General features: G+C 50.6%; 20 protein-coding genes and 1 pseudogene. 19 read left to right on the plus strand and 2 right to left on the minus strand.

Features of this window, described 5'->3' with window-relative positions; all coding sequences use genetic code 11:
• Positions 1–9: 9 nt before the first annotated feature.
• The 7 genes from ACG1BZ_RS01990 (at position 10) to ACG1BZ_RS02020 (ending at position 6,218) form a co-directional block, all read left to right on the plus strand.
• The gene (locus tag ACG1BZ_RS01990; protein WP_413664195.1) at positions 10–1,041 is read left to right on the plus strand and encodes an amino acid--tRNA ligase-related protein; all 1,032 of its coding nucleotides are present in this window, start codon (positions 10–12) and stop codon (positions 1,039–1,041) included.
• Positions 1,038–1,928 carry a hypothetical protein gene (locus ACG1BZ_RS01995; protein ID WP_413664196.1) on the plus strand — a complete coding sequence of 297 codons (891 nt, stop codon included), beginning with the start codon at positions 1,038–1,040 and terminating at the stop codon, positions 1,926–1,928. Before ACG1BZ_RS01990 ends, ACG1BZ_RS01995 begins: the two co-directional genes overlap by 4 nt.
• An 83-nt stretch (positions 1,929–2,011) precedes the next feature.
• Positions 2,012–3,019 carry a S66 peptidase family protein gene (locus ACG1BZ_RS02000; RefSeq protein ID WP_413664197.1) on the plus strand — a complete coding sequence of 336 codons (1,008 nt, stop codon included), beginning with the start codon at positions 2,012–2,014 and terminating at the stop codon, positions 3,017–3,019.
• A gap of 142 nt (positions 3,020–3,161) precedes the next feature.
• Positions 3,162–3,476: a hypothetical protein gene (locus ACG1BZ_RS02005; RefSeq protein WP_413664198.1), complete on the plus strand. Its 315-nt coding sequence runs from the start codon at positions 3,162–3,164 to the stop codon at positions 3,474–3,476.
• An 88-nt stretch (positions 3,477–3,564) separates the two neighbouring features.
• Positions 3,565–3,960, plus strand: a complete 396-nt coding sequence (locus ACG1BZ_RS02010) for an HIT family protein (RefSeq protein WP_413664199.1) — start codon at positions 3,565–3,567, stop codon at positions 3,958–3,960.
• 175 nt (positions 3,961–4,135) lie between these two features.
• Complete coding sequence (locus ACG1BZ_RS02015; protein ID WP_413664200.1) at positions 4,136–5,917, plus strand: acyl-CoA dehydrogenase C-terminal domain-containing protein; 1,782 nt, start codon at positions 4,136–4,138, stop codon at positions 5,915–5,917.
• A gap of 109 nt (positions 5,918–6,026) precedes the next feature.
• Complete coding sequence (locus tag ACG1BZ_RS02020) at positions 6,027–6,218, plus strand: DUF3094 family protein (RefSeq protein WP_413664201.1); 192 nt, start codon at positions 6,027–6,029, stop codon at positions 6,216–6,218.
• Here ACG1BZ_RS02020 and ACG1BZ_RS02025 read toward each other — a convergent pair.
• Entirely contained in the window at positions 6,215–6,685 is a 471-nt protein-coding gene (locus ACG1BZ_RS02025; protein WP_413664202.1) for an EVE domain-containing protein, read from the minus strand. The two genes, ACG1BZ_RS02020 and ACG1BZ_RS02025, sit on opposite strands and share 4 nt — an antisense overlap.
• A 121-nt stretch (positions 6,686–6,806) precedes the next feature.
• On the opposite strand from ACG1BZ_RS02025, the gene ACG1BZ_RS02030 reads away from it, so the two are divergent.
• From ACG1BZ_RS02030 to ACG1BZ_RS02080, 11 genes and pseudogenes are all read left to right on the plus strand, one after another.
• The gene (locus ACG1BZ_RS02030) at positions 6,807–7,895 is read left to right on the plus strand and encodes a sensor histidine kinase (protein ID WP_413664203.1); all 1,089 of its coding nucleotides are present in this window, start codon (positions 6,807–6,809) and stop codon (positions 7,893–7,895) included.
• Between the two features lie 4 nt (positions 7,896–7,899).
• Positions 7,900–8,715 (plus strand): LytR/AlgR family response regulator transcription factor, encoded by an 816-nt coding sequence (locus ACG1BZ_RS02035; protein WP_413664204.1) that lies wholly within the window; start codon positions 7,900–7,902, stop codon positions 8,713–8,715.
• 231 nt (positions 8,716–8,946) lie between these two features.
• On the plus strand, positions 8,947–12,042 hold the full coding sequence (locus tag ACG1BZ_RS02040) for an efflux RND transporter permease subunit (RefSeq protein ID WP_413664205.1): 3,096 nt from the start codon (positions 8,947–8,949) through the stop codon (positions 12,040–12,042).
• A complete protein-coding gene (locus ACG1BZ_RS02045; protein WP_413664206.1) occupies positions 12,039–13,157 on the plus strand; it encodes an efflux RND transporter periplasmic adaptor subunit in 1,119 nt (372 codons plus the stop codon). Before ACG1BZ_RS02040 ends, ACG1BZ_RS02045 begins: the two co-directional genes overlap by 4 nt.
• Positions 13,158–13,395: 238 nt before the next feature.
• Positions 13,396–15,495 (plus strand): TonB-dependent siderophore receptor, encoded by a 2,100-nt coding sequence (locus ACG1BZ_RS02050; RefSeq protein WP_413664207.1) that lies wholly within the window; start codon positions 13,396–13,398, stop codon positions 15,493–15,495.
• Between the two features lie 77 nt (positions 15,496–15,572).
• Positions 15,573–16,829, plus strand: a complete 1,257-nt coding sequence (locus ACG1BZ_RS02055) for a PepSY-associated TM helix domain-containing protein (protein WP_413664208.1) — start codon at positions 15,573–15,575, stop codon at positions 16,827–16,829.
• 116 nt (positions 16,830–16,945) lie between these two features.
• Complete coding sequence (locus ACG1BZ_RS02060) at positions 16,946–17,530, plus strand: DUF6515 family protein (RefSeq protein WP_413665835.1); 585 nt, start codon at positions 16,946–16,948, stop codon at positions 17,528–17,530.
• A 99-nt stretch (positions 17,531–17,629) separates the two neighbouring features.
• Positions 17,630–19,792, plus strand: a complete 2,163-nt coding sequence (locus tag ACG1BZ_RS02065) for a mechanosensitive ion channel domain-containing protein (protein WP_413664209.1) — start codon at positions 17,630–17,632, stop codon at positions 19,790–19,792.
• A 138-nt stretch (positions 19,793–19,930) separates the two neighbouring features.
• The gene (locus tag ACG1BZ_RS02070) at positions 19,931–21,334 is read left to right on the plus strand and encodes a rhomboid family intramembrane serine protease (protein ID WP_413664210.1); all 1,404 of its coding nucleotides are present in this window, start codon (positions 19,931–19,933) and stop codon (positions 21,332–21,334) included.
• Positions 21,335–21,387: 53 nt separating this feature from the next.
• Positions 21,388–21,855, plus strand: coding sequence for a cupin domain-containing protein (locus ACG1BZ_RS02075; RefSeq protein ID WP_413664211.1), 468 nt, complete (start codon positions 21,388–21,390; stop codon positions 21,853–21,855).
• Positions 21,856–21,889: 34 nt separating this feature from the next.
• Positions 21,890–22,254, plus strand: a pseudogene (locus ACG1BZ_RS02080) (thiol-disulfide oxidoreductase DCC family protein).
• 57 nt (positions 22,255–22,311) lie between these two features.
• Here the strand turns inward: ACG1BZ_RS02080 and ACG1BZ_RS02085 are convergent.
• Positions 22,312–23,730 (minus strand): hypothetical protein, encoded by a 1,419-nt coding sequence (locus ACG1BZ_RS02085; RefSeq protein ID WP_413664212.1) that lies wholly within the window; start codon positions 23,728–23,730, stop codon positions 22,312–22,314.
• A gap of 165 nt (positions 23,731–23,895) precedes the next feature.
• Here ACG1BZ_RS02085 and pepB point away from each other — a divergent pair, with 165 nt between their 5' ends.
• Complete coding sequence (pepB, locus tag ACG1BZ_RS02090; protein ID WP_282934502.1) at positions 23,896–25,185, plus strand: aminopeptidase PepB; 1,290 nt, start codon at positions 23,896–23,898, stop codon at positions 25,183–25,185.
• The last annotated feature ends 77 nt before the right edge of the window (positions 25,186–25,262 follow it).

Raw genomic sequence — 25,262 nt, forward strand, 5'->3', positions numbered from 1 at the left:
ATTGGGGTTGTGAAATTGACTACGAATGGGCATACAAATGGCTGGCAACCACCGATTCTTGAAGATCCCAGCAGATATTTGAAACTCGCAAATAATCCTTGGTTTAACTTACTGGTAGATTTACAAGACATACTTACTCGAGAGACAGCTGTGTTTTGGTGGAACCAGGGGATTGGCACCGTTCACTTACCTGTTACGACTGGCAGTATTTCAAGTCCAGTTGGGCTGGGAAGTGACTCAATTCCTGTATGTATTCAATTAAATGGTCAGGAAACATATTTAGCCGACTCCATGCAGTTTCAGCTTGAGTTGTGTTGTCGAATGAAGCCCCGAGGCGCTTATTATCTAATGCCGTCATTTCGTGGGGAGGACTGGGACGCTACACATCTCTGCCAGTTTATGCACAGCGAGGTAGAAATTAGTGGGGACTTGGCTGAGGCTATGTCTTTGGCTGAAGGGTATATCCGCGCGCTCAGCAAAGCGATGCTTAGGGAGCAAGCTGAGTCGATTACACGAGCAGCCGGCAGTCTAAGTCACTTAGAGTCAGTGGCAAACGGAGATTTAACTTTTAATTCTGTTACTTTTGATGAGGCCGCCAAGCTTCTTCAGGACAAGCCTGAGTTTATCGATAAAACTGATTACGGGCGAAATCTTACTAGAGCGGGAGAACGAGAGCTTATCAGAACTATTGGCCCCTTTGTTTGGGTTACCAAGTGGGATCATGGGGTTGTTCCCTTTTATCAAGCCATGGATAAAAATGGCTATAGCGCATTAAATAGTGATCTCTTATTTGGGTGTGGCGAAGTGGTCGGTTGTGGCGAAAGACATGTTGACGATTTGGCTGTTCTCACAGCTATGAAGGTGCATGGGGTAAATCCAGAATCCTATAAGTGGTATACGAATATGAAGCGGGTTTATCCATTGAGAACTGCTGGGTTTGGCATGGGTGTTGAACGATTTTTAATGTGGGTGCTCCAACACGATGACATTCGGGATCTCCAGATATTGCCTCGCAGAAACGGATTTGAATTGTCACCATGAGCTCTTCCGATAGGGACCCTTCAAGTTACAATATTTCTAAGCAGGTAAGAATAAGCTCATTGGGATTACCTGAAGATAAATTGCCTCAGCACTTACGCCCCATATTTTCATTTATCAACTCATGGGCAAATGGACAAGATGCACCAGTGACTATAACTATTGGTGGAAGCATCGCATCTGGCGAAGCCGATGCTTTTAGTGATTTGGATGTCACGGCAGTCTATATGTCGACTAATCCACTCAATAGGGCCAGAGCTGAATTTGAGCAGATGTTCACACAGCATTTTAATATTTGCGTGACATTCTCTGCTGTGCATGCGGGAATTCCAAGTTTACTTGTTTTCTACACTCGAAAAGATGACTGGATTGTAAAGTTAGATATAAGCTTTTTGTATTGTGCAGATCCACCTTGCTGTATCCCAGAACCATTCATCGTCTTGCGTAAAGATATTCCTATCAGCCAAAACACCATGTCTGGTGCGAAATCAATGTCAGTGCAGGAGATTATCCCGCGCTACTGTGGCTGGCTTTGGTATACATTTGCAAAAATTAAAAGAGGTGAAAATTTGGCGGCTTGTGACTCTCTCGCCTTTACACGTAAACATGCCATTATTCCACTTATTCAACAGGCTACAGGTGTTAAATTACAAGGGGATCGGCGATTAGAGCAGCGATTGCCGACCGACTGGGTAGAACAACTTCATAACACTCACCCTCGTACTTTGAAGTCTGAGGATCTTTATTTGAGTCAAGCTAGCCTTCATCAAATTTTCCTGCGAGCGGTTAATGAAATAGGAAAGTCTGATTTGTTACTAGAGGGGCAAAAATATAATCAGCTTATTGATGTGTTACGACGGCAGGGGCTAACCATTGACTGGCCTGAATAATGATGCAGTGTCGGTAAACTTTGGACGCTCTGGGCATAAGCCCAGAGAAACAATGTTTGAAATGAAAAGTTCACGCTATCAACATGAATAACAGGTTTTATCCTAAGCTAATACCGGGAAAGGCGATAGCAATATATTCACCCTCTTCAAATGTAGCAAGTAAATATCCTGACCGATTAATTCGGAGCGTTAAAGCCTTGGAGCGAACCTTGAATACAAAGGTTGTACTGCCGGAGCAGGTGTGCTTTTCAAGAGGGTTTACGGCAGGGACTGCATTGGAGCGGGCTCAGGCGCTTGAGAGTTTATTACTCGATCACTCGATTGCGGGAATCATGTGCTCAATTGGAGGATTTAACTCAGCTGAAATATTAGAACACTTGAATCGAGATATTGTTTGCCGACACCCCAAAGTGTTAATTGGCAACAGCGATGCGACAGCCTTGATTTTAGGTATTTATAGTTTGAGTGGATGGACTACTTATTTTGGCCCCACACTGTTACCTCAGTTTGGCGAATACCCACAGCCTTTTGCTTTTACGGACGAGAACCTTTTTTCTGCCATCGGTAATAATGAGACCTTGACAGAGCTAAGAGATCCTGCTGCATGGACTCGTGAATTTACGGACTGGGGTGAAAGTCCGCAACGTCGTCGTTTGATGGAAAAAGACAGTCACCGAATAGTTTATCGAGAAGGGCTGGGTGAGGGGATATTGTTTGGAGGGAATATAGAGACGCTAAATATGCTTGTGGGTACGCCATATCTTAATATCCCCTCAGATATTATTTTTTTCTGGGAGGCCCATGCTGAAGAAGCGCGACTAGAGAGGGTTCGTCGTGCCCTTACCCATTTGCGTCAATCAGGGATACTCTCTCACGTTAGAGGTATGCTTATTGGACGCTCGCCATATTGCACTGATATAGCCGGCGTCACGCTAAAAGATACGGTTCTTGAGGCTTGTGCGGATTTCGACTTTCCAATAGTGGCGAATCTAAGCTTTGGGCACACAGATCCCATGTTGACTTTGCCAATCGGTGTTTTGGCTAATGTTTGTGTAATGAAAGGTAGTGAGGCCCGTATCACAATTGTCTAACTTACTTTTATCAAAACAGGGATGCCCATGCGGTTATTGCTTGAGTACCCCGGGGGAGAGGTCGCAATTTATTGTCTGCCAAAATGATGTTGCGACCGCACTAATACCGATACGGCCGAGAATTAGGGGGAATGTGGTGGTGGTGCCTCACGTCTATCATACGGATTTTTCCACATTCAATCAGAGTGAGTTCCGCGATCTATTTAAGTGTGTCAGGGAGTCTACTTTTGCAGTAGAAAACCTCTATGATCCGGATGGCACCAATGTCTGGTGTGATTGGGGGGAAATTACGGGGCGATCCTATCTTCACTTAGTTTGGGAGATTGTCCCCAGGAGTGACAGGAAAGCGGGTAGAAAATATCGCTATACGGATATTTTTTCGTGTCCGCAATGGAGTTCGCCGGAGAGGGCGAAGGAAGCTGCACGTCTACGCGGTGCTCTCAATTTCTCGAAATAACCCCTATTATACAACGATCATAACTTGTATTGAGTTTGCTGTGCCTTATACGTTTCGAGTTCGAAGGCCGTGCCCGCTATGTACACTGATGCATTCGAGTGTTCCGCTGGTAAAGGAGTTGAAGCACGCTTGCCTGGCGGTAAATCCGAGGCAGCGCAGTAAAGGCGCATTGTTAGTAATCCCTTCTTTGCACACGAATCATTTTACCGCTTGTGACTCGGTAGTTTTATCAGATGTCAGCAATTTGATCCTAACGGGTGTTGATATTCTGCGAGAGGCATTTCAGCCAGATGGTATTCATACATTCTGCAATTCTGGAGTGTCCGCAGGCCAGTCTGAAGATCACATGCATGTGCAAATCATCCCGCGATATGCAGATGAGCCCTATTCATTTGTACCCAGTGATGAGATTCCACTATTAGCTGAGGATAAGTTAGCCGAACTCGTCAGCGTTCTACTGCGAAGGAGCGCCAATGTAGACTAGCAGCAGTTTTTTCAGCCGGCTCTAGTGAGCGGTACAGCATCCATTCAACAGATTGTTCCCACTCTTTAGAACTGAGTGCTTGTCAGGTTCCTCAAAGCCCGAGACTGTTGACATTAGGGCGCTTCGGCCCTAGATTCAAACGAGCGTTTGAAACACTTGAATGAGGACCGGGAGCATGGCCGACTATAAGGCGCCACTAAGGGAGATGAACTTCCTACTTCACGAGGTATTTGCTGCGGAAAAACTCTGGGCGGAATTGCCCGGGTTGGCTGGAGCGGTAGATCGTGAGACCGCAGATGCGATTCTCGAAGAGATGGCCAAGCTGGCTGCCAACACCCTGGATCCGATCAATCGCACTGGCGACGAAGAGGGCTGCCAGTGGAATGACGGTGTGGTGACCACGCCGAAAGGCTTTAAAGAAGCCTATGCCACCTTCTGTGAAGGCGGCTGGGGTGGACTGCTGGGCAACCCGGAATACGGCGGCATGGGTATGCCGAAAATGCTGGGCGCTCAGGTTGAGGAGATGATCAATGCTTCAAATATCTCTTTTGCACTCTACCCGGTTCTGACTAACGGCGCCTGCCTGGCAATTGATGCCCACGCCAGTGATGCGCTGAAAGAAAAATACCTGCCCAAGATGTATGAGGGAACCTGGGCTGGTGCCATGGGCCTTACCGAGCCTCACGCCGGTACAGACCTGGGTATTATCCGCACCAAGGCCGAGCCCCGTGGCGATGGCAGCTTTAGCATTAGCGGCAGCAAGATCTTTATCACCGGCGGTGATCAGGATCTGTCCGAAAACATAATTCACCTGGTATTGGCAAAATTGCCAGACGCACCTAAGGGGCCGAGAGGCATTTCGCTGTTCCTGGTGCCCAAATACAAGGTGAACGAAGACAACAGCATCGGCGAACACAACGATGTGAACTGTGGGTCAATCGAGCACAAAATGGGTATCAAGGCCTCCGCTACCTGTGCGATGAACTTCGACGGTGCCCAAGGCTGGCTGGTCGGAGAGGAGAACAAAGGACTCGCGGCCATGTTCACCATGATGAACTACGAGCGCCTGGGTGTCGGTATCCAGGGCCTCGGCGCCTCAGATCGCTCCTATCAAAATGCTGTTGAATACGCTCGCGATCGTATCCAGAGCCGCTCTCCAGCGGGCGCCAAGCAGCCGGAGAAAGCCGCAGATCCCATCATTGTGCACCCGGATGTGCGCCGCATGCTGCTTACCCAAAAAGCCTTGGTGAACGGCGGCCGCGCCCTGTCCACTTACGTGGCCAAGTGGTTGGATATTTCCAAGTTCGGCGAGGGTGAAGAGAAAAAGAACGCGGAGAATATGGTTGCCTTGCTGACCCCGGTAGCCAAAGCCTTTACTACCGATATGGGATTGGATTGCACCATCCTCGGTCAGCAGGTCTTCGGTGGCCACGGTTATATCCGCGAATGGGGCCAGGAACAGTTGGTGCGCGATGTGCGTATTACCCAGATCTATGAAGGAACCAATGGTATCCAGGCTCTGGATCTGGTGGGCCGCAAGACTGTAGCCACTGGCGGTGCTCTGTTCGAGTTGTTTGCTGCAGATGTACAGGGCTTTATCGATGCCCAGATTGATCGCGAGGAAATGGCCGAGTTTATCCAGCCGCTTATCGCTGAGATGCAACGCCTGCGTGAAGCAACTGAGAATATGGTTGCCGCCACTCAGCAAGACCCCCACGCACCGGGTGCGGCTTCTGTAGAGTACCTGCACCTGTTCGGCTACGTCGCTTACGCCTTTATGTGGGCGAAAATTGTGTCTGCGGCGCTGCCGAAAGCGGAAGCGGACAGCTTCTACAACGGCCAGATAAAGACAGCGCGCTTCTACTTCGCTCGCCTGTTGCCACGCACCCAGGCATTGGCCGGCAGTGTCAATGCAGGTAGCGCTAGCTTGATGGACTTGGAGGAAGAGCTGTTCTAACCGCTCCCTGCGAAAGTGTTAAAAAGCCCCGCATTGCGGGGCTTTTTTGTGGAGCTGTAGAAAGCTTTCTCCTAAACTCAGGGCACAAAAATAACGAGCGAAAGTGCCCATGTTAGATCCCTCCGAAAAGAAACTCTCCGATGAAGACCAAGCCAAGGTCGATAAATACCTGCAGTCCGGCATCAACAGTGTCGAACGCAAGCCTTTCCGCCCCTGGGTACTGTTACTCGGCTTGTTAGCGTTATTGACCCTGCTATCGTTGCTGAGCCTGTATATCGCCCAGACAAAAGGTATCGTTTAGCGCGGAGTAGAGCTTCCCAAGTGCTGGAGTAGTTGCCATTCGTCATCGGAAACTGGCTGGATAGACAGGCGCCCCTGTTTTACCAGCACCATCTCAGCCAATTGGGGGATGCCCTTGATTTCTGCGAGGGGCACCGGCCGTTGGAACTCACTTCGCCAGCGAATATCGACGCAGTACCAGCGCGGTTTATCCTCGCTGGCCTTGGGGTCAAAGTACTTGCTTTCCGGGTCGAACTGGGCCGGATCGGGGTAGGCAGAGCGAACCACTTCAGCGGTGCCCACAACTGCCGGCACCTTACAGGCACTGTGATAAAACAGCACGCCATCTCCTTCCTTCACCTTATCGCGCAAAAAATTGCGTGCCTGGTAATTGCGGATACCATCCCAGCGACCGCAACCGCTGGATTCGGCAGCGAGGTCCTGGAGGCTGTATTCATCGGGCTCAGATTTAAATAACCAGTAGGTCATGCGGCAGTTTGTCTCTTTGCTGCGCCGGTTGGTGTTTCGCCGGCTTTCGACGCCATTTAGTATGAAGCTGCCGATTAGTGTCAAATCGGAGCACAGATTTTTACCCAATAAGCGGGAGATTATGGGAAGCAAAACACTTCAGTGGCTCTCACAGAAGCTGGCTAGTCGTCGCTCACAGTACTGGGCCCTGCAGCTCTCTGGTTGGGGGGGCTATACGCTGTTGACCTTTGTGGGCAGTTTTTTCTGGGTGAATGACCACTGGATTCACTCGGGCTACATCATAGTTGCCACTACCGCGGGGGTTGTTCTCAGCGAGAGCATGCGCCAGGGGTTCCACCGCCTGTGGAGCAAGCCTCCAGTAATGCGATTAATAGGTTCTTTACTGCTGGTAGTGATGGCGGCGGTGATTTGGGCGGCAATAAAGTTCAGCGGCTCCCTGTGGCTGTATGGCCACGATGGTGATGAGCACCCGGCACTCCTGGCTATCTACTGGTTCACCTATTCATTTCTGATTCTGATGACCTGGGCGGCGCTCTATTACGGTATCAAGTATTACCGCTCCTCTCAGGCCCAGCAGGAAAAGGCGTTACGGGCTCAGTCAATGGCGCATCAGGCCCAGCTGAAAATGCTGCGTTACCAGTTGAATCCTCACTTCCTGTTTAACACGCTCAACGCAATCTCCACCTTGATCCTCGATAATGATGGGCGCACGGCCAACAATATGGTGACGCGCCTGTCTCAATTCCTGCGCCACTCCCTGGATAATGATCCTATGCAAAAGGTCACCCTGGCGAAGGAAGTTGAGGCGCTGATGTTGTATCTGGACATTGAAAAGGTGCGCTTCGCCGATCGCTTAGGGGTGAATCTGGATTTACAGGGGGAGTCCCCCCAGGCCTTGGTGCCGAGCCTGCTGTTGCAGCCGCTGGTTGAAAACGCGATCAAATATGGGATTTCACAGCTGGAGTGGGGCGGTGAGATTGGCATCAAGTCACGGGTTTTCGCCGGCGAATTATTATTGGAGGTCAGCGATAACGGCCCCGGCATGTCGGAAGAGGAGCTGCGCCTGATTGGCAAAGGCTACGGAGTGGGCATTCGCAATACCTGTGAGCGCCTTAAGGCCCTTTATGGCGATGACCAGAGAGTGCGTTTCCGCAACCGCCCAGAAGGGGGCTTGTCGGTAAATATTCGTATTCCCTTTGAACAGGAATAAAGAGATGAGTGGAGTAGAGACCCTGAGGGCGATCGTTGTCGATGATGAACCCCTGGCTCGTCGCGGCTTGCGGCTGCGACTGGAACAGATGGCTAATATCGAGGTGGTTGCAGAGAGCGGCAATGGTCGCGATGCGTTAGACAAGATACTGGAGCTGAAGCCCGATGTAGCATTTGTGGATATCCAGATGCCCGGCGTAAACGGTTTGCAACTGGTTCAGTTGATTCCGGTGGACTCTCTACCTCATGTAGTTTTTGTCACGGCCTACGACCAGTATGCGGTAGAGGCTTTTGAAATCAATGCGGTGGACTACGTATTAAAACCCATCGAAGAAGAGCGCTTGGAGTTGGCTCTCACCCGAGTCAGGGAACAGAGAGCTAACGCTGATATCGCTAACCAACGGGAGCAATTACTCGAAGCTGTTGCCGATTTGACCAAGGAATCCCCTGAGGTGTTGGAGCAGAAGCTGGTTAGCGGGCAATTTGCCGGTAGTGCCTATCCGGACAAAATTGCAGTGAAAGATGCGGGCAAAATAACTTTGGTGCCCTCCAGTGAAATCGACTGGATCGATGCTGCCGGTGATTATATGTGTGTGCACGCTCGGGGTGAGACCCATGTGATGCGTATCACCATGAAAGAGCTGGAGCAGCAGTTGGACCCGAAATTGTTCCAACGGATTCATCGTTCGACTATCGTCAATTTAAGTCGAGTACGGGAGATACGAGCCCATATTAATGGTGAATACCATCTGGTGTTAGATAGCGGCGAATGTTTAAAAATGAGCCGCAGCTATAAAAATAAAGTCCAGCACTTCCTCTGATCCATAAATTTTTTATGGCTCTCAGGTGAGGCAGCAAAGCAGGTGGGTTTTCCACTGTAACGCTGCCTCTTAAGGCATGGATTTCATTTTGTGAATTTTTATTTTCTTTCCGGTGAATAAACGGGCTCTTCATGGCCTGATCGAATTTTCCTGGCAACTAGTCGCAACTGCCTTGTAAGGAATTCATATTCCGCTAGCCTTCAGTCCCAATAAAAAACTGGGGCTGAAGTAATGGCATTAACACGCGCCGCTTTAAAAAATCCCGCTGCTGCGGGGGTCGCAGTGGTTATGGCTGTTCTGCTTGGAGCTTTCCTCGCCAGCCAGCTGCCGGTTCAACTTTTCCCCGATATCGACAATCCTCGTATCGCTATCCAGGCGGGCTGGAGAGCGGCCGCACCGAAAGAGGTGGAGGCGGAAATTGTCGAGCCGATCGAATCCGTATTACAGGGCCTCACCGGTCTGGAAATGATGCAAGTCAACGCCGGTCGCGGTGGCGCCTGGGCAAATCTGGAATTTGCCATGGGCACCGATATGAACAAGGTGCTGATTGATGTTATCAGTCGTATGAGCAGCCTGCCGCCATTGCCCCGGGATGCGGAGCCACCGCGAGTAATGCTGGGTGGCTGGGGTGGCGATGCCACAGCACTGACCTATTTCTTTCTGCAAAAATTACCTGATAACCAGAATAACCTGGATGACTACGCTGGCCTGATCGAAGATGTACTGCGCCCGGAGTTGGAGTCGGTGCCCGGGGTTGCCAGTGTCCAGGCCCAGTCTGGGAGTGCGGCACAGGAAGAGTTACAGATTATTTTTGATCCCTGGAAAGCAGCTGAACTGGGAGTAGAGCTGCCTACAGTGAGTCGGCAGCTGGCGTCTGCCAGGGATGTCTCCGGCGGATTTACCGACGTGGGGCGTCGTCGCTATACCCTGCGCTTTGTCGGCGAGTATGAACCCAAAGACTTATCCGAATTAGTGTTGGAATGGCGCAATGGACAGCCGGTGCGCCTGGGCGATATTGCTGAGGTCAAGGTGGGGCCTTCCGAATCCCGCGGTGTCACCACGCAAAATGGCAATCCGGCAGTTTCTCTCCGTATTAACCGTACCAACAATGCCAATATGCTGGCGACTTTGGAGCGGGTTAAGCAAAAAGTCGCTGAGCTGAATGAAACTAAATTGAAAGCTGAGCAGCTTGTGCTGGTGCAATCATTTGATGCATCGGTGTTTGTTTACCGGGCTTTAAACTTGCTCGGCGGTAATATGATTTTAGGCATCGTATTAGCTGTCGGAGTGCTCTGGTGGTTTATGCGACGCATGCGTGCGACTTTGATCGTTGCCGCAGCGATTCCAATTTCATTACTTTCGACCTTTGTGGTGCTGTCGGCCGCAGGCCGCAGCGTGAATGTAATTTCTCTGGCGGGGCTGGCCTTTGCTACCGGTATGGTGCTCGATGCTGCGATAGTAGTGTTGGAAAATATTGTGCGCCTGAGAGAAAAAGGTCGGGGGGCAGAGGAGGCTGCGGAGCAGGGTGCGGGCCAGGTGTGGGGTGCACTGTTGGCCAGTACTGCGACAACCGTTGCGATATTCCTTCCGGTATTTTTCCTTAACAGTGTCGAAGGGCAGGTCTTCGGTGACCTGGCCCTGACTATTGCTGTGGCTGTGGTGTTTTCCCTGTTGGTTGCGGTGGCTGTGGTTCCCCTGGCTGCGCGTCTGTGGCTACCCTCTATCTCTACTGAAGACCGTCTCTCCCGAGTATGGGAAAAAATAACTGCGCGGGTAATGGCTTTGACGAGTACCAGGACCCGCCGTTGGCAGGTGATCGGGGGGCTTTTATTAATGCCCATGGTTGCGACTTATTTATTCTTACCAAACCTGGATTATTTACCGCCGGTAAAAAGGGATGCAGTCGACGTGTGGATGAATTTCCCCGCATCCACTAATACCAAAACTTTAGAAACAGAAATTGTCAACGAGTTGGATAAGCGCATGGCACCCTACATGAGTGGTGAGCGCGAACCAGCCCTGAAGAACTACTACGTGATCACCTGGCCCAATGGCGGCACTATGGGAGTTCGGGTTAAGGATATGGATCAAGCCAAGGAGATGGAGAGAGTCCTGCGGGAAGAAATCCTGGTGGATATTCCTGATTTCCAGGGATTCGCCGCGCGGGGTAATCTGTTTGGCCAGTTCGGTGGTGACCGCAACATTGCTTTACATCTGCAATCCCGTGATGCCGAAGCATTGATGCGTGCGGCTGCCCTTGGAGTTGAGGTTGTTGAAGAGGTGATGCCGGGAACGCCGGTGCAGACCAACCCGGGCTTATCTTTATCAGAACCTGAATTGACAGTGCGCCCCAATGATCGCGCAATGCTGGAGCAGGGCTGGAATCGCCAGGATATGGGCGGACTGGTTCGAACGCTGGGTAATGGTCTCTATGTTGGCGAGTATTTTGACGGTGAAAAGCGCCTGGATATTATTTTTAAAGCGCAGCCCTGGAGTACTCCAGAACAACTGCAAAATACGCCGTTGGTAACGCCCCGTGGGGAAGTGGTGCCACTCAGTCAGCTGGCCAGTGTGGAGCGGACTGTGGGGCCGGGCAGTTTGCGCCGGGTCGATGGTAGGCGCACTATTACACTGAATATAGTACCGCCGGAAGATGTGTCCCTCGAAGAGGTGCGCGCACAGCTGGAAACGGATGTATTGCCGAAGATTCGCGAAGCTCTGCCCGCTGACGGGAGTATTTTGGTGGGGGGAAATGCCAGTGACCTGGATAAGGCGTTGGCCTCGCTTTCCAAGAATTTCCTGTTAGCGCTGCTAATTTTATTCCTGCTGATGAGTGCACTGTTCCGCTCCTTGCGGGATGCCTCTCTGGTATTGCTCACCGTGCCCTTAGCGACAGTGGGCGGCGTGTTGGCGCTACAAATTTTAAACTTGATCGATTTCCAACCACTGGATCTGCTCACCATGATTGGCTTTGTGATATTGCTAGGCCTGGTGGTGAATAATGCTATTTTGCTGGTACACCAGACGCGAGCGGCAGAAATGGCGGGTAGCACTCGGGTGGACGCTGTAGAGCAGGCCTTGCGCCTGCGTTTGCGCCCTATTTTTATGAGTACCCTGACCAGTGTATTTGGCATGTTGCCACTATTGGTTGCTCCCGGTGAGGGCAGTGTTATTTACCGCGGCCTGGCCGCAGTGATTGTGGGCGGCATGGCAGTGAGCACGCTCTTTACCCTGGTTTTATTGCCGGCATTACTGCAAACCGGCAGCCTGCCACTACCCAAATTTACGGCTATGCGCGAAAGGTTTGCCCTGAGGAGTTCACAATGAAGAAATTGCTCGCAGGTATCGTTTTATCTCTGGGCGCCAGTGGCGTTTGGGCGCAGGGCGATCCTATTGCGGTATTGGTGGATCGGGCCCAAGTTCGGGAAATTGCTCCGAGCCAGTGGTCTGCAGGTGAGGTGGTGAGCCGACGAGATATCCTGGTTTCTTCTGAACTGGATGGTGTGTTGGAATTTGTCGCTGAGCCCGGCAGCTTTATTAAAAAGGGTGAGCGCCTGGCCGAGCTGGACAGTACTCATTGGCGATTACAGCTGCGCAATAGTGACAGCCGTATCGCACAATTGCGTGCGCGGTTGACCTATATGGATGCTCAGTTAAATCGACTGAGTAAGTTGGCGGAAACCAATAGTACCTCTCGAGCCGCATTGGAAGAGCAGCAGGCTGAGCGCGAGGCAATGGCTCAGGACCTGATTGCGGCTCAAATTGAGCGCGACCGCCGGGCCTATGAATTATCTAAAACAGCCATTGATGCAACCTTTGATACTTTAGTGGTGAGCCGCGAATTACAGGCGGGAGAATATGTGCGCACCGGTTCGGAATTACTGCGAGCCCTGGATATGTCACAGATGGAAGTGGAGGCGGATATTCCCTTGACGGCTCTGCCGCTGATTCGCATCGGTGACACAGTGGCGCTGCGCAGTGATTCTGTCTCTCTGCCGGGAGAGGCACGGGTGGATGATCAATTATTTAGCGGCCGGGTACGTCAATTTGTGCCTGTGGCCAGCGATCGCTCCCGGCGAGTTAAGCTGATGGTAACTTTGCCACAGAGTGCGCCGGAGCAGTGGGACTGGATTGTCGGTATGCCGGTACAGGTCTCTGTGCCCATTGCGCAGGCGCAGGCCACCATGTCTGTGCCAAGGGATGCCTTGGTTTTAAGAAATGGCGATACCTTCGTATATCGAGTGGGCGAGGAGGATAAGGCTGAGCGATTATCTGTGCGTATCGGCAGTGGCGATGGTGAATGGGTGTCGGTAAGCGGTGATCTCACCAAGGGCGATCGTGTGATAGTGCGTGGTGCTGAGCGCTTGCAGCCTGGACAGGAAGTTAAAGTGCTGTCGGAAGTGGTGCGAGATAAAGAGCCATTACAGGCGGGCAGTGGCTAATTCCTGATTTTTCCTGAAGGCCTTCTGATCAAATACAGGGTGACTCGCTGCTTGTGATCGCCCTGGCCCTCCTAATCTTTCACCAAGTAATGATGTTCCCTCCCCATCCAAACTATTTGTGGGTACATCGACTAAATAATAATCATTCGCATTGACTGACGTATATTTCTTCAAATATCATCCGCTCCGTTTATGGTGCCCCTGCACCGTTCACTGATTTGGAATGAGGTTTTAGCCGATGAAAATTAACGGCTTAATGAAGAAAAAAGCGCTGTCAGCCTGGATTGCTGCCGCCGTGCTCGCCCCGCTGGGAAGTTCTGCTTGGTCTGCTGAAAGCGAAACTGCTGAAACCATGGAAGAAGTCAGTGTCTACGGAGAGCAGGAAGAGACCAGTACTGCCTCTCGCCTAAGCCTATCTGTTTACGATACTCCGCAAACGGTAACAACTGTATCCCAAGCTCAAATCCAGGACTTTGCCCTACAGGATATTAATGAGCTGCTGAAATATACCCCAGGGGTAACCGTAGAGAACGTAGAGACGGATCGTACTTATTACACCGCTCGCGGCTTTGATATTGTGAACTTCCAATACGATGGAATCGGTGTTCCCTTTTCCTCTGGTTTATCCCATGGGCATCAAGACACCGCGATATTCGACCAGGTTGAAGTGGTGAAGGGCGCAGCAGCTCTGACCACAGGTCTGGCTAACCCCTCAGCGACGGTTAACTTTATCCGCAAGCGTCCGACAGAAGAGTTCAAGGCGGGTGTAGATCTGGTTGTCGGTGAAGAGGGACGTTTGCGCACCCAGGGAGATATCTCAGGTTCTATCAGCGATAACGTCCGAGGACGGTTGGTGGTTGCAGAGGATCAGGCTGACTCTTATCTTGACCGCTACGAAACTGACGGCAGTGTCTACTACGGTATTGTGGAAGCAGATTTGACTGATTTCACCACCCTGACCTTAGGCCACAGCCAAAATCGCAGTGAAGCCGATGGCAGTATGTCTGGTGCCCTGCCACTTTTCTATACCAATGGCAGCGCTACCGATTTCGATGTTTCCACAAGTACGGCACCAGACTGGGCTTTCCGCAATGTAGACAGAATCCAGACTTTTGTTGAACTGAAACAGGATCTTTCCGCAAACTGGTCCGTCACTGCATTACTGACCCAGAATGAAATCGATATGGATGTCGAGGAGATGTATGTCTACGGCACTCCAGACAGAGAGACCGAACTGGGTTTATATGGATATGCGTTTGGCTACAAGTTGGATGAAAAGCAAAAGATTGCGGATGTATTCCTGTCAGGAACCTACAATTTGTTCGGCCGCGATCACGAATTGGTGGTGGGTGCCAACTATGCAGATATCGAACTAACCGGCCAATCTTTCTACAGCTACTCCGATGGCTATCCGGTTCTTGGCAGTGACTGGGCTAATGGCACAACGGCGCGGCCTGACTTTGTCGATACCGATGCTTATTACACTGGCCACTACGACGATCAAGAGCACAAGTCTTTATACTTTGCTACTCGCCTGAACGTTACTGATAGACTGTCCCTGTTGGCCGGTGCGCGCAAAATGGAAGTGGAACAATCCGGCTACAGTTATGGCGTTGATGCTGACACTTCGGCGGATGAAACTGTTCCTTATGTGGGGGCCACTTTTGACCTGAACGATAGTTTCTCCCTCTATGGTAGCTTTACCGAAGTCTTTACTCCGCAGTCTTGGGTTAACCCTGAATTTAAACCACTGGGCGCCGCAGAGGGAGACAGTTCCGAGGTGGGGTTTAAGTACTCCCTTGCGGGTGGACAAGCAACGGCTAGTGTTGGGCTATTTGAATCCAACCTGAATAATCTCGGTGAATACCTAGATAAGGTTGATGGAAAGAATGTTTACGAGAGTGGTGATTTCACTACAAAGGGCGTTGAGCTGGAGCTAATCGGTTCAATTACCGAGAATTTCAATATCAGCTTTGGCTTTACCCACTTAAGTGAAGTAGTCAATAAAGACGGTGAGGAAGATCGCACTTATATTCCGCGCAACACCCTGAAGGTGGCCGTGGCTTACGATTTACCTCAAGTTCAAGGCTTGAAGTTCGGCGGCGGTATCAATTGGCAGGATGATATTTACACTGAGCCTGCCGAGGGTGTTCGTGTAGAGCAGGATAGCTATGCGTTGCTCAGCGCCTTTGCCAAGTACGATATTTCTGATGCTTTAACGGTTGGCCTCAATATTGATAACCTGACCAACGAGAAATATATCAACAGCCTCTATTGGACCCAGGGCTATTACGGCGCTCCGCGTCAGGCACAGTTGAGTGTGAGCTGGCGCTACTAAGGCGCCTAGTTAACTCCGTTGCAGTTTAACCCGGTACTTGTGCCGGGTTTTCTGTTTTTTAGTTTTAGGTAAATGTTATGCGTCAAACCCTGGTTCTTTTACATCGTTACCTGGGGCTTGCTACTGCGGTCTTCCTGATAGTCACCGGGCTAACCGGCGCTATTATCTCCTGGGATCACGAACTGGATGAGTGGCTCAATCCCCACTTATATAAAACTACTTCCAGCGGCGAACCCTTAGCCTCTATCGAGTTGGCAGAACGGCTTGAAGAGTCCTTGCCGCAAGTCCAAATATCCTATTTTGAATTAGCACAGGAGCCTGGGCATACCCAGTATTTCTGGGTAGAGCCTCGAATTGACCCGGCTACCGGTCAATTCTTTGCGGTGGATTACAACCAAGTATTTGTCGATCCGACCAATGGGGAAATTATTGGTAAGCGCGAGTGGGGACGTGTCTGGCCAATAACAACTGAAACCCTGATGTCGTTTTTGTACAAGCTGCATTACAGTTTTCATATACCCGAATTTTGGGGCACTGATCACTGGGGGATTTGGCTGCTGGGCGTTATTGCACTGGTATGGACAATCGATTGCTTTGTGGGACTAGCGGTGACTTTACCTCGTCGCAAGAAATCCACCCGAAAGCCATCTCGGACTTGGTGGCAGCGATGGAAGCCCGCATGGATGATTAAGGCCGGCGCTGGGCGTGCCAGGCTCACATTTGATTTACATCGTGCGTTCAGTCTGTGGACCTGGGCGCTGCTGCTGACAATTGCATTTACGGCCTTCTCGCTGAATCTCTATCGAGAAGTGTTTTTCCCCCTGATGTCGCTGGTATCAGATGTGACTCCGTCGCCCTTGGAAGAGCGCATACCTAACGATCACAGCAATCCAATTACCCCCTCGTTGTCTTTTCGGGAAGTAGCCGCGATTGGAGAAAACCAAGCTGCGCAGATTGGCTGGCAGCAACCGCTGAATTCCCTGTGGTATGCCCGGGAGTGGGGGATATATCGGGCTGAATTTTTTGATGCCAGCGCAGGGCATGGTGCCGGGGGTGTTGGTCACAAGGCTCTATTTTTTGATGGCCACAGCGGCGAATATCTCGGAGACTTTATCCCCTGGGAAGGGACGGCAGCAGACTTATTTGTACAGGCGCAATTCCCTGTGCATTCCGGTAGGATCCTCGGTCTCCCTGGTCGCATACTGATTTCAATTACGGGGGTGGTGATTGCGATGTTGAGTGTGACTGGAGTTTTAATCTGGTTACGTAAACGTCGTGTGGCAGTCAGTAGTCGGATGGATAGCAGGTCTCCCTTGCCGAATACAGCTGTATAATTCTATTGGTTAGACCAGTGGTAATTGGAGCAATTTAATGGCGCTCTAGTTACCGCTTGGGATAGTCTTGGGGATGACTTGTTCGCACCATACCCTTAGCGGATTGCAATTTGCTGATGATATTAGCCATGCGATCCCTGCTTACCCTATTTCTTGTATTCTTCTGTTCTGTTTCGGAGTCTCAGGTTCGATCGGACCACCTGCCTCCCGGAGCTGAGCCTATCGAAGTGAATAACCAGACAGTTTTTTATAAAAATGGTTATTTCTACCGCAAAGGCCCCGACGCCTATACCCGGATTGAGCCGCCTCTGGGAGCTCGGGTCTCCCGAGTACCTTTTGGAACCCCCATTAACTTGGGTAACAAGCATTATATGCTTGCGGGTAATGGTACCTTTTTCTTATTAGACCCCAGGGACAATCAATATGTGGTGGTCACGCCCCCTCCCAATTGGCAGCATGTTAATCGCAATCCCCTAGCTCCGAAAAAGAAAATATACCCCCGAGCGTATCCGCCCCGCCATTTGCGGCACCGCTCAGAGGGTAAACGAGTCGATCGTAAGGATTGGGATATTTACTGTGAAGCCCGGGCGGCAAATTTGCTGCGCCGTACGGGTGAGCCTGGTAAAACAACCAGGCAGGCTATGCGTGAATATCGCAAGGTATACAGAAAATGTTTGCGTCAAAGTCGGCGCTTCAGGTAAATGCATGGGGCAGGGAAGTCCCTGGGCTACACTGAACAATATGGCCCAGTAGGCGCCAATTTTATTAGTGCCGGATTTTTTCACGGATAGAAGTATTTTATGCCGGGTGCCAGCCTTTTCATCCCTCGTTGTAGTGCCGGCAAAGAATTTTCTTTTCTTCACCTCGCCCTTTCATTTCTCCTTATCTTTAGTGTCGCCTGTCTCTCTGTTTCCAGTGTGGCCCAGCTTCCCGGTAGTAAACCCAAGGAGTTTAAGCCGGAGGTTCCGGATTTTGCTGATCCCTCTGCAGATTGGTGGACTGGATGGACCAGTGCTTCTCCCGAAGAGCGAAGAGAATGGCTTAGCTTGGTCACAAAGAGTTGGGAGGAGTGGGAAAAGGATTTGCCGGAGGATGAGGCCTTACAGGACGGCGCAGAAAAGATTAGCCAAAGTTTACAAGGGATCGCAATTACCTGGAAAAAACGAGAGGAGTACCTGAAAGTCCCTTTAATGCCGGATGTGGATTTTCCAGAGAACCCAACGGTATTGAACTGGGCCAAGGCCGATTCTGCCATCAGCCGTGGCCGACGTAGGTTGAAAGGCGTAGAACTGGAGGCTCGCCAACTTAAATCAACCCAGTCCCAGTCTCTATCTTTACTGCGTAAACAAGTGATTGTACTGCGCGATTCCAGTGGACGAGAGGAGGATGAGGCGGCGCAGGCTCTACTTTTAGCTCAAATAAATCACCTAAATATTATTGAGCAGCTGAGTACCGTTAATACTTTCCTGGGAACCTGGCGGGAAAAGATTAACAGCGCAGAAATTAAATTGCGGAGACTTCTGGATACCCTCGTCTACTCCAGTAAAGATGCAGAGGAAATAGATAAGGATATTGCCGCGAACGAAAAGAAAATCGAACGTATTTCTGCGACCCGCACCAGTATTCAAAGCACTACAGAACCCTCCACTGACCCCACCATCAATATGCAGAAAGACCTCACCCTGATGCAGCTTGAAGTGGACTTGTTGGAGGAGCAGCTGGAAAAACGCAAAAGTGAGTTGCTGCAATCCATCAATGAAGTCCTGAATGAAGAGGGCGAAGAGCGCCCCCTGATTATCAGTCGGGATTTATTGGAAAACGCCAACTCTGTGATTGAAAGTGCGTCACGGGAGCTGGCGGTGCGCCAGCGCCAGGTGGTGGCCTGGCGTGAAGATGAAGAGAATGAAGACCTGAGTCGCTGGTGGTCTTACTTTGAGCGTATTGGCAGTGGTTTAGCCCGCGCCAATGACCTCGAACAGGATATTCAGCGCTATGAAAAGGCTCAGCTGGAAGTTTACAAGGAGCGCCAGGGTTGGTGGGCAACAGTGCGCGAACGAGTCGCACTGGGCGCAAGACAAGCTTATAACCGCTGGCGTAAGTTGGCGGACTATCAGCTATTTACTGTTGCCCAGAACCCGATAACCCTGCGGTTGATCGCCAAGATGATTGTGGTCTTGGTGGGGGCCTGGCTATTGTCTGGACTCACCCAGGCCTTCCTGCGCCGGCTTGTGCGCAGGGAGCATGCCAGTGAATCCTCCATGTACAATCTTGGGCGGGTGTTGCACTACATCTTTATTTCTGCGGCCCTGATTGTGGTGCTCAGCATGTTGGGCCTGGATACCTCCAAGTTGGCCCTGGTCGCTGGAGCCCTGTCGGTAGGTATTGGCTTTGGGCTCCAGGCGATCTTCTCGAATTTTATCTCCGGTTTGATTTTGCTGTTTGAGCGCCCTCTCAAAGTGGGTGATCTGGTGGAGCTGGAGTCGGGCGTTTTTGGCCGCATCCGCGATATCAGCGTGCGCTCAACCCGTATTACCACGCGGGACAACGTGGATATCTTGGTGCCCAACACTGAGTTTGTTGCGGGCCGGGTTATTAACCACACACTGGATGACCCTGTGCGCCGTATTCACGTACCCTTTGGTGTGTCTTATGCCTCGGACCCAGACTTGGTGCGGGAAGCTGCCCTGGAAGCTGCCGCTCGAGTCAATATCACCCATACCGACTGGAAGCGAAAAACCGAGGTGTGGCTTATGGGGTTCGGGGATAATGCCCTCGACTTCAAGTTGGTGGTGTGGGTCAACAGCAATATGGTGACTTCCCTGGGAGACTCCTATGCCCTGTACAACTTGGAGTTGTTGCGGGAATTTCGCGATAAGGGTATTGAGGTACCTTTCCCTCAGAGAGATCTGCATCTGCGCAGTTGGGATGTTCCGGCGATCATTGGCCGTACCGCCAGGAAGTAAGTGAGGTCCGGCTGGCATGACACCTCCGGGATTTCATAGTATTTTCAGCCCACTGGCCTTTGTGTCGGTGCAAGTTCATTTACCGGTGTTACTGCGTTTTCTCACAGGGCGCTGATGAAATCACAATAAGGGAAGCCCGTGCTGATCATCCCCATCCAAAACAAACCCGACTGGCGCCGGCCGCCATTAATGTGTTTTGCGTTGATTGCCCTTAACTTGCTGATGTTTGTTTTCTATCAAGGGGGGGATGAAGCTCGCTGGCAGGAAGCTGAAGATTACTATTTTGAGAGTGACTTACCGGACCTCGAAGAGCAACGTTTTCTTGTGTATGTCAATGAAATGCACCCAGAGTGGAGAGCGCAGATGGGTGTGGAAGGGGAAGAGTTTTTTTACCGGGAATCCCTCGGTAACCCTGAATTCCACCACTGGCTGTTGCCGAAGCTCGAAGCCGAGGGTGAGACCGAGTGGTTACGACAGAGGCAGGAGTTTGCCCAACTGCGGGATAGGGTCAGTAGCAACGCACTGGGGCTGATACCGGCAGACCCGAGTATTGCTGGGGCCTTTGGCCATATGTTTCTACACGGAAGCTGGGATCACCTTATTGGCAATATGGTGTTTCTGCTGTTGTTTGGCTTGTCTGTTGAGTTGGCCCTGGGAGGGTTGTGGTTTATAGGGCTCTACCTGGTGGGAGGATTGGCGGCAGCAGGTCTGCATGTGCTGGTGGAATCCGGCAGCCATGTACCGATGGTGGGTGCCTCCGGTGCGGTCTCGGCAATTATGGGTATGTTCGTCGCGGTTTACGGTGTGCGCCGGCTACGTTTCTTTTACACCATTGGTTTTATGTTTGGCGAATTCAGTGCACCGGCGCTGCTGGTGTTACCGCTGTGGTTGGGTAAAGAGATTTTCGGTTATTTGTATGGAGATGCCAGCATTGCCTACTGGGCCCATACCGGTGGTTTACTTGCGGGTTTTGCCCTGACTTTGGCGGTGTTGTATTGGCGCCCGATGGTGGAACCTATGCCGGAGGAAGAGGAGGCCCCGTCCCCCCAAAGGGTAGCCTTGGCACGGATTGATCGTTTTTTGGAAGAGGGAAAAATCTTGGAAGCCACTGAAGCGGCAGCCTCAGCGGTGCGGCAATATCCACAGGCGTTGACACTGATTGAGCGCTATATAGAACTGACCTCAGCGGCGCCAGAGAGTGAAGGTTACCACCGGGCCAATCTCGCTTTATTTGCCCAGGCAGGAAATCTGCAGATCGATGGCCATACCCTGGCAAGTGGCTATCGCCGCTACTTGGCGGCAACAAAAAGTCCAAAGGCCCTCACCGGAAAGGCAAACTTATTGATGGCACGGCGTGCAGCGGAGGAAAAGGACTGGCCGTGGCTAGAGGAATTACTGCGCCACTTGAAACAGCAGCGAGTGAATCACCCCTTGATTCCCAAGCTGGGAATGGTTCTGGTCAATTACTATCGTCGCCTGGGTGAGGAAGGCCGCGCGCGCGAGGTGAAAGAGATGACCCAAGATATGGCTGCCTCAGGTTGAAGAACATAATTTGGTATGTCTTATAAATAATTAAGTAATGTATTGGGGGCAGAGTGAGTCGCTATATTTTGACCGGGACCGAAATTGCAGGGATGGAGGGGGAGCGCAAGGTACATTTCCTCAATGCCAATGCGGTGCGTAAAAACAAGTCCCTGGGTGATCTTACCGGCATATCCGGCTTTGGTTTTCATATGATCGAAATCGAGCCAGGTTATGAATCCACAGAATTCCATTGTCACTATTTTGAAGACGAATGTGTTTATATCCTGGAGGGTAGGGCCGAGGTGCGGATTGGTGACGATCACCACCAGGTTTCTGCAGGGGATTTTATTGGCTACCCCGCTGGTGGCCCGGCTCATGTGATGCGCAATGTGGGGGAAGTGACCTTGCGCTGCATAGTTGTAGGCCAGCGACTGCAACATGATGTTGCCGACTACCCAGAAAAAAATCAGCGGATCTACCGAAATAGTGGCTTACCTTGGGAGTTGGTGAACCGCGATGATATTGACCACCCTAAGTAGTTTTCGCCGGTAGAAAAGAATGGATTTTTAGCTTATGCCTGAAAAGATTCGGGTCTTTTATAATTCCGCTTGTCCAGTTTGTAACGCAGGAATTTCAGCACAAAAGAAAAAATCCGTCACCTGCCAAGTGGATTGGGAAGATGTTCATATTGATGAAGATAAAGCGAAGGAACTGAATACAGATTTAGAGTTCGTCCGTGAGCGCTGCATGTATTGGATGCGGATGGAAATCTGAAAGTGGGCTACGAGGCTTTTATTACGATTTGGGAGAACTCTCCCAAGGAGCAATGGAAGGCTAGGGTGTCGAAGCTAGCCGGCCTTAGGTGGTTTTTGAATAAAGGTTACAACGTTTTTGCGCGAGGTTTGTATCTATGGAATCGGGCGCTAAAGCATTGGTAGCGAATGTCGGGCTAGGTTTAGGGTAGCCACCATAGATGGCTACCCATATTTTGTTATTTAGTGAATTTCGGCAGTGCTGTTAAGTACTTTCCACAGGGTATCGATTTCAGAACGCAAAGCACTCTCTGGAAATTTCTGTCGGACAAAGTGCAGTAGCTTTTTTGCCAAGTCTTCTCTATCCAATCCATCCATATACACTTGTGCCAATAACAGATAGGCAGCATCGAGTTGTGAATAGGCCTCTTTATGTAAATTATTGAGTAGCTGTGCTGCCAATTGGTACTTATGCTGTTGGTATAGCACCTTGGCTAGTGCATGGCGTATCTCGGGCTTAGCCACAGGTGGGCTGGGCTCTGTGGCCATATACAGTTCAGCTGCCTTATGTGGGCGATTTATCTGTACAAATTTTTCTAATAGATGTGGCCCCAGCTCCTGAAGGGCTTTTTTATCGTCGGTAGCAAGTAAAAGGCGGTAGTAGCGCTCATTAAGAGTTTCGTCGTTAGGGAAGCGGCGCAACCCTTCAACCAAAGCCTGGCGAGCGCCCTTGAAGTCCCCTTCGCGTAAAAATATTTGCGCTTCAGCCCGAGCGCGCTTACACAGGAATTCATTTTCCTCTAAGTAATTTTCATCATCTTCTTGTATTGAGGCTATTCCCAGTTTTTGCTGTCGAGTTAAGCAGATATATCCCATCACAGCACTTGAGACGATGGAAAAGTAAGAGACAATGGCTGCTGTGGTCGGGAAAATTGCCCAAGCCGGCAGTTTATCGCTGACCACGGCCATTAGTATATTGGGCGCGAAAGAAATGATATTGGTAATAATTAACAGCAACCAATAGGGCCAGCCAATGATTAGGGTAAATTCCAATAATTTGAGTGGGTTGATTGCGGACCTCAAACTATGGGTAAGCGCTAAGGCAATCATTGCAGCCGGCGCTAAAAATGACAGGGCGGCCGCATAAATCATTATGACATTGAGGCTCCCAGTAAATTGTACAAGCTTGTAGCCAACAAAACCGGCGATCAATGTCATTCCAATGACTTTCAGAAATAACATTGCACCATTGCCATCAAGTGCATCTGCCAGCGGAGGGGCTTCCAGTTGGCCTCCTGCGAGTCTTTCGATGACCAAGAGATTGTAGCGGGATACAACAGCTACAATGGCTACCAAAGCGACAAGGGTTAGAAGACCCATTGACGTTATTGCCATACTGCCAGCTGCTGCAACAGCCATGATTGTTAGAGGGCCAGGCTTAAAAGCATAGAGAAAGTAAAATAGCCCCATTTGCCAAAAAGGCTTGGCGTTGTTACTGGCTCCAATATATTCCAGGCTATCGCGGCAGAGCGGGCATTCGGGACCCTGCCCATGGTAATTGGCACTAGAACCCGGAATACACTCGCCACAAAACTGACGGTTGCAGGGCTGGCACTGCCAGGATGCAGTCTTGCTAGTGTGATAGTGGCAGGAATCAGCCATTTATTCTTCCCTAACGAATTTCTCTACTTAATAGTTATTTTGTCTTGGTTCACAGTTTATCTGTCGACTCGGTGGCGGTGCAATCATCAAGTATTTTTAATGTCCTGTTAGAATGCAGGAGAAATACCGATAAAATTGGTACACAAGTTTCAAAATAGGTGTTGTATGACAAAGGCTATGCATATTCATTTGGTTGAGGGCTTTGCGCCGGAACCCTGGGGAGAATCAGCTCTGCTGAGCTTTGATGGTAGCGCTGCCAATATTCATATTAGCGCTGCGAAAGGCGCTGTGTTGGTTGCAGCGCAGCGAGCTGCCCGAAAGCTCGATGGTATGGGGGTCAACGATGTTGTCCTCAAAGGAGAAAGCTGGAGCATTGAAAGCCGCTGGGCATTTTGGGCAGGTTTTTTTAACCCGCGTAAATCCAACAAAATTGACTGGGGGACTGATGACAGCGCCGAGTTAAAAGAACTCGCCGCCCGTGAAAATGCCAGTCGCTGGGTTCGTGAAATTACTAATGGTACTCCTGATGATGTGTCTCCGCGTGTATTGGCGGAGAGCGCTGCAGAAATGCTGCAAAAGCTGGCTCCCAGTGCGGTAACTTACCGTATAGTTGCCGGGGATGACCTGCTGCGTGAAGGGTTTGTCGGTATCCACAACGTTGGGCGTGGTAGTGTACGTGAGCCGGTGATGTTACAAGTGGACTTCAACCCGACGGGTGATGACCAGGCGCCGGTTGATATGTGTTTGGTGGGTAAAGGAATTACTTTTGACTCCGGCGGCTACAGCATTAAGCCGTCCAACAACATGGCCACAATGAAATCCGATATGGGTGGCGCGGCCATGGTAACTGGAGGCTTGGCTCTTGCAATAGCCAGAGGTCTCAACAAGCGGGTCAAACTCTATCTCTGCTGCGCAGAAAACCTGATCTCCGGTCATGCCTTTAAATTGGGCGATATTATTAAATATAAAAACGGAGTGAGTGTAGAAATACTGAATACCGATGCTGAAGGGCGTCTGGTGCTGGCCGATGGTTTAATTGCAGCTTCGGAAGAAGATCCTCGCTGGTTATTGGATGCCGCTACTCTGACCGGTGCAGCAAAGATGGCTGTAGGTCGGGATTTCAACTCTGTCTTTAGTTTTGAAGATGAAGCAGCCCAAAAGGTATTGTCTGCAGCTTCTGAGGAAAATGAAAAGGCGTGGAGGCTTCCTTTAGAGCGTTTCCACCTTGAGCAAACCCCGTCCAACTTTGCCGATATCGCCAATGTTGGTATTGAGGGAAGTCCTGGTGCATCTACGGCAGCCTCCTTCCTGGCGCGCTTTGTACGGGATGAAGGTCGCAATTGGGTGCATATGGACCTTTCAGGCTCTTACCAGCCCAGTGGCAATGATCAGTGGGCGCCAGGTGCTAAAGGGCACGGCCTGCGTACAATTGCACGCTTCCTTTTGGATAATTAGCAACCGGCAATTTATGCCAAATTCCCTTCGAAACGCGCCTAATAGTCGGCGCGTTTCTTTTACCTCTCCCTTAATAC

The organism is Microbulbifer sp. CNSA002 (genome assembly GCF_047324085.1).
GTDB lineage: Bacteria > Pseudomonadota > Gammaproteobacteria > Pseudomonadales > Cellvibrionaceae > Microbulbifer.